The following is a 4,247-nucleotide window of genomic DNA, read 5'->3' on the forward strand; positions in this document are numbered from 1 at the left end:
AACTTCAACCTGCCGAAGCTTCGATACGATCTCTTCGGGCTTTTCTCGTTTTCCAGCCATCGCTGATCCTCCAATTTGCGGGACAAATCTATCCCAGTTGGTGGACCACTTTCAGGGGGCTACTCCAGTCAGCTACAACGGCACCGAGTTGACCAGCAACGCCATGCTCAAATGGCAGGAGGATCGCCAGGTGGAATGGCACTACATCGCACCCGGCAAACCTATGCAGAACGGCTTTGAGGAGAGCTTCAACGGTCGACGTCGGGATGAAAGCCTGAACGAGCGTCTGTTCCCGACGCTGCGCCATGCCCGCCAACTGATTGCGGCATGGCGCGACGACTACAACCACCACCGCCCGCATTCGAGCCTCGACGGGCGCACCCCGCGGGAGTATCACCAACGGTCAGAAGAGGACCTAACCCTGAACAGAGCTAACCTATAAACGCGGACTCCAAGGGGAGCAGGTCACCGGAGACATCCGATTTCCTTAGAACCAAAATGTCTGGAGGACGAGGGGGCAGCTATCACGCGACACCGACTGGTCGATGATCGGCGTCCATTCTTCGCCCAAGACATCTCAGATCTCGCATCCAAAATGGGCAACTCCCAACGCCTGGGTAATGGATGATAAGTAGGGGCCGGACTAGTCGCAAACAATGCTTCGAGGTTTCTAGCACTATCCCTCGACGAGATACGTTGTCCCGACGGTTGTACCAAAGGTCAACTTGATCATTGTTCCGCCAGCGCCAACAAGGATGCTACTTCCCTTTGTGTTGTGGATCAATCAGTGCAGTTGTCGGTTAAGTCATGGGACTCGTTGGAAGAACAGCTGGCAATATTGGTAATCGATAAGCTTGTCCCACTCAATATCGCCATCAGGTTGATCTGTCGTAACAACGAGGCTGCCCCTGCCAAGTCACTGTTACTTGCGACTATATCGTTCGTGACGCACATTGAGGCAACGGACTCTGGAAAGCGGAAATCCCGGCTGGATATGTCTTTACAGCGCCACAAGGCGGCTCTGGCGTTGGCTGCTGACGTATCAGCTTTGGACGGTGATACGATGACGTGTCGCGACCTGATCGACTTCTGGGAAATCTCTGGTGACGAGTTCTTCTTAGTTTAGCGGATATCGGTTCTCTAACCGAAGCACTTGGCTTACCAGTTGCGCGACTGTTCTGGCACTCCCATCCCGATCAAGAGTCCTTCGCAGCGTGCTTCTGTCAGGTTGCTAGGAATCTCCAGAGCCACCACACTTTGATTGCTACGAATAACCAAGACACCACGAAGAGCATTGTCAGACTCAGCCTTCGCCATGACCACTTCGAAGGTTTAGTCCGCTGATGCCGCTCCGCCAGGACAAAGATAGACGACGTTAGTCATTTCTGTAATGGGACAGCGATGACTTGCGCCGCTGCACGCTCCGCGATTTCAGTTATGGCAGTCTGTCGCGCAGATTCGATCTTGCGACTCAATTCGGTCATGTTGTTCTTCTTTGAATAGTCGTCCAGGTCGACAAGTACATCAAGAAGCCACTGGTGATTCTCTAGCATTACTATCCCCGATATTGCGGAGATGAGCTCAGCTGAGCTTGGTTAAGATTGGCTTAATCACGCGCCCCGGACAACCAAGAGTTGCACAATTGCCACCTTGATCTGGCCGTCGCTCTTTGTCCGAGTGACCAAAAATGCTATCTGCGATTGCTCTCAGTGCAAGTGCGGTCTCAGCAAAGCCAAATCGTTCCGCGTTCAGTGCGGCAATCGTTGCCCGGTTGTGCAGTTCGTTCTCAATCTCAGTCATGACGATCTCCCATTCAGCACAAGCAGTGTCCTTCCGCACGGGTTAATACGCGGTTAACTAACACTAGGTCTTGTGTGGTTGAGCGGAAACATGCCTATGGGGGTGTCGCGTTGCCTTTATATCCGGCACGCGGCGCGTTGAGGGGAGTGGGCAAAACTTGGGGGTTATGCGGCTGCTCTTTGGTACGCACCAGTTAGACGGCCGTCGAGAACGGCGGCACGCACAACGGCTACGCGGAGGGCTCCCTTGGGCGACCATCTCATTCGGCGACGTTTTCCCACGCGGGTGTTGCCGATGTCGTCTACGCAGCCCTCAGCCCGGGATGAAGAGATCTGAAGCCCCGCACGGTGCCGCCGACCATAGTCGGTCAGATTGTCCATGTTGTTCGCAAGGTAGGAATAGAGATCCCGGCACCGGGCTTGCACCCGCCGGACGGCTTCAGTTGCCACGCGGTCATCTGTACCCAGCCGGGCGCAATCGACCATCAACCATTGCAGACTGGTCGTGGCAGTCAGGACTTTTCCATGCCACAGGTACCATCGCAGCGCTTCGGCCGGACGTTTGAACAGCACTCAAATGCCGGAGAAGCCCCTGACTTGCAGCAGGCCCTTCACCGCGTTCTCGATGTGCTGAATACGCATCGAAATGTGCCACCAGTCGAGGATGTGGCGGACCTTTCCACCGACTGCGCCGCGCACGAGGTTTGGCAGGGCGGGTTCCCCCGTTCGAGATCACCGTGACGGTTTTTCCGCGATCCCAACCGAGAGCCCTCAAGTCCTGGCGAAGCTGGCTGGCAGGTGACAGCACCGCCTGTTGAACAAGGCCGAAGCGGCGGCACTTGTCGTGGCTTTCGATCTTACCCACCACACCATCGAGGTGTCGTTTCTGGTATTCCGGTCTGCATCGGATATGCGCGCCGTCCAAGAAAACCGTCAACGCAGGCGGTTAATCGACGGCCGCAGCAACCACCGGCTCAGTTTGCTCGATGGCGTCGATGTTCCTGGCGACTTTGCCAAGACGGTTGCGCACCGATGTATTCACCTGCTTCGCGCAAGGCACAAAGGTTTCCAAGATTCGTGCCGCTTCCCGGAAAGAATATCGTGCCCCGAGTTCAGCCTGAAGGCGTTGCAGTTCCGGATTCGAGCGGTCCGGAAAAAAGCGAGCGAGAGGCGAAAGCGGTCCGCCCAAGACAACATCGAATCTAGCATTGTGGCGTGCCCCCGTCAAATGGTCCGATTTGATTGTTAGTGCATCGTCGGCCTCTGGTCCATTGGAACGATACTTGCCGGTGCTGGCGGTCGATATCCCAGTGCGCTGTGTGGCCTGACGGTGTTGTAGTGGATACGCCATTGCTCGATCAGGATTTGCGCCTCGCGTAGGCTGTAGAACAGTTCACCGTTTAGCAGCTCGTCCCTGAACCGGGCATTGAAGCTTTCGCAGTATCCATTCTCCCAAGGGCTGCCCGGCTCTATGAACGCCGTCCTGGCACCGACCGCTGCGATCCAGTCCCGAACCTTCTGGGCAATAAATTCGGGCCCATTGTCGGATCTTATGTATTCCTGCGGGCCGCGCAGGATGAACAGGTCCGTCAGCGCATCCAAAACATCGGTTGAGTTGAGCTTGCGATCCACGCGGATCATGAGCGCCTCCCGAGTGTATTCGTCGATGATGTTCAGAGTCCGATCGACCCGTCCGTCAGCGGTCCGATCCTGGACGAAGTCGTAGGACGAGACGTGATTGGGGCGTTGCGGCCGCAGACGCACACACGACCCGTCGTTCAGCCAAAGCCGCCCCGCGCGCCATTGTGCTCGAACCAATGGCGCATCAATAGCGCGCTCTTCTGTTTTTGCGGGACCTTCAGCCCTTCGCGCCGCCAAATGCGCTCAACGCGCTAGTGATTCACATGCCAGCCGGCGTTGTTCAGCAAACCGGTGACCATGCGATATCCGTAGCGCCCATACTGGTCGGACAGTTCGATGATGTCATCAGTCAGACGCTGCTCATCGGCCCGGCCTTGCGGCACCTTGCGTTGCGTGGACCGGTGCTGGCCGAGTGCGCGGCAGGCGCGGCGCTCCGACACGCCAAGCTCCCGCCGCGCATGGTCGATGCACCTGCGACGACGCGAAGGGCTTAGAAGTTTCCCTTCGCCGCCTCGGTCAGAATGAGCTTGTCCAGGGTGAGATCAGACACAGCTCGTCGCAGCCGCTGGTTCTCTTTCCCTTTGCTGAAATCTCAACTGATGTTCGATCCAAGCCAAGGCGCCCTCCCGCAACCAAAGCCTCGAAGCAGCCACTGACCTGAGTCCCAAGTTTCCTCCACGTTGCGGAGAGTCTTTGGGTTTTGGTTGATGGCCTTAGGCGGCCAGTTTGTCCATCATCGTTTTCTCTGCGAATTCCCTCGGTGTCAGGTTTTTCAAAGCCGAATGCGGTCTTTGATTGTTGTAGTTC

Annotated in this window: 3 protein-coding genes and 2 pseudogenes; 2 read left to right on the forward strand and 3 right to left on the reverse strand. The window is 56.5% G+C overall.

Features of this window, described 5'->3' with window-relative positions; all coding sequences use genetic code 11:
• A partial coding sequence (locus LOM8899_RS22830) for an integrase core domain-containing protein (RefSeq protein ID WP_245820737.1) occupies positions 1-442 on the forward strand: 442 nt, incomplete at its 5' end.
• 375 nt (positions 443-817) lie between these two features.
• Positions 818-1,126 carry a hypothetical protein gene (locus LOM8899_RS22835; RefSeq protein ID WP_133065107.1) on the forward strand — a complete coding sequence of 103 codons (309 nt, stop codon included), beginning with the start codon at positions 818-820 and terminating at the stop codon, positions 1,124-1,126.
• A gap of 455 nt (positions 1,127-1,581) precedes the next feature.
• On the opposite strand, the gene LOM8899_RS23300 is transcribed toward LOM8899_RS22835, so the two are convergent.
• The 3 genes and pseudogenes from LOM8899_RS23300 to LOM8899_RS22845 form a co-directional block, all read right to left on the reverse strand.
• Positions 1,582-1,800 carry a hypothetical protein gene (locus LOM8899_RS23300; RefSeq protein WP_133065108.1) on the reverse strand — a complete coding sequence of 73 codons (219 nt, stop codon included), beginning with the start codon at positions 1,798-1,800 and terminating at the stop codon, positions 1,582-1,584.
• A gap of 164 nt (positions 1,801-1,964) precedes the next feature.
• Positions 1,965-3,009, reverse strand: a pseudogene (locus tag LOM8899_RS22840) (ISKra4 family transposase); the annotation flags it as partial.
• Between the two features lie 35 nt (positions 3,010-3,044).
• Positions 3,045-4,017 (reverse strand): annotated as a pseudogene (locus LOM8899_RS22845) (IS3 family transposase); the annotation flags it as partial.
• Positions 4,018-4,247: the final 230 nt, after the last annotated feature.

The organism is Flavimaricola marinus (genome assembly GCF_900184895.1).
In the GTDB taxonomy this organism is placed as follows: domain Bacteria; phylum Pseudomonadota; class Alphaproteobacteria; order Rhodobacterales; family Rhodobacteraceae; genus Flavimaricola; species Flavimaricola marinus.

Excerpts from the sequence above, each read along its gene's own strand:
- LOM8899_RS23300 (WP_133065108.1), bottom strand. The coding sequence starts at position 1,800 with ATGACTGAGATTGAGAACGAACTGCACAACCGGGCAACGATTGCCGCA.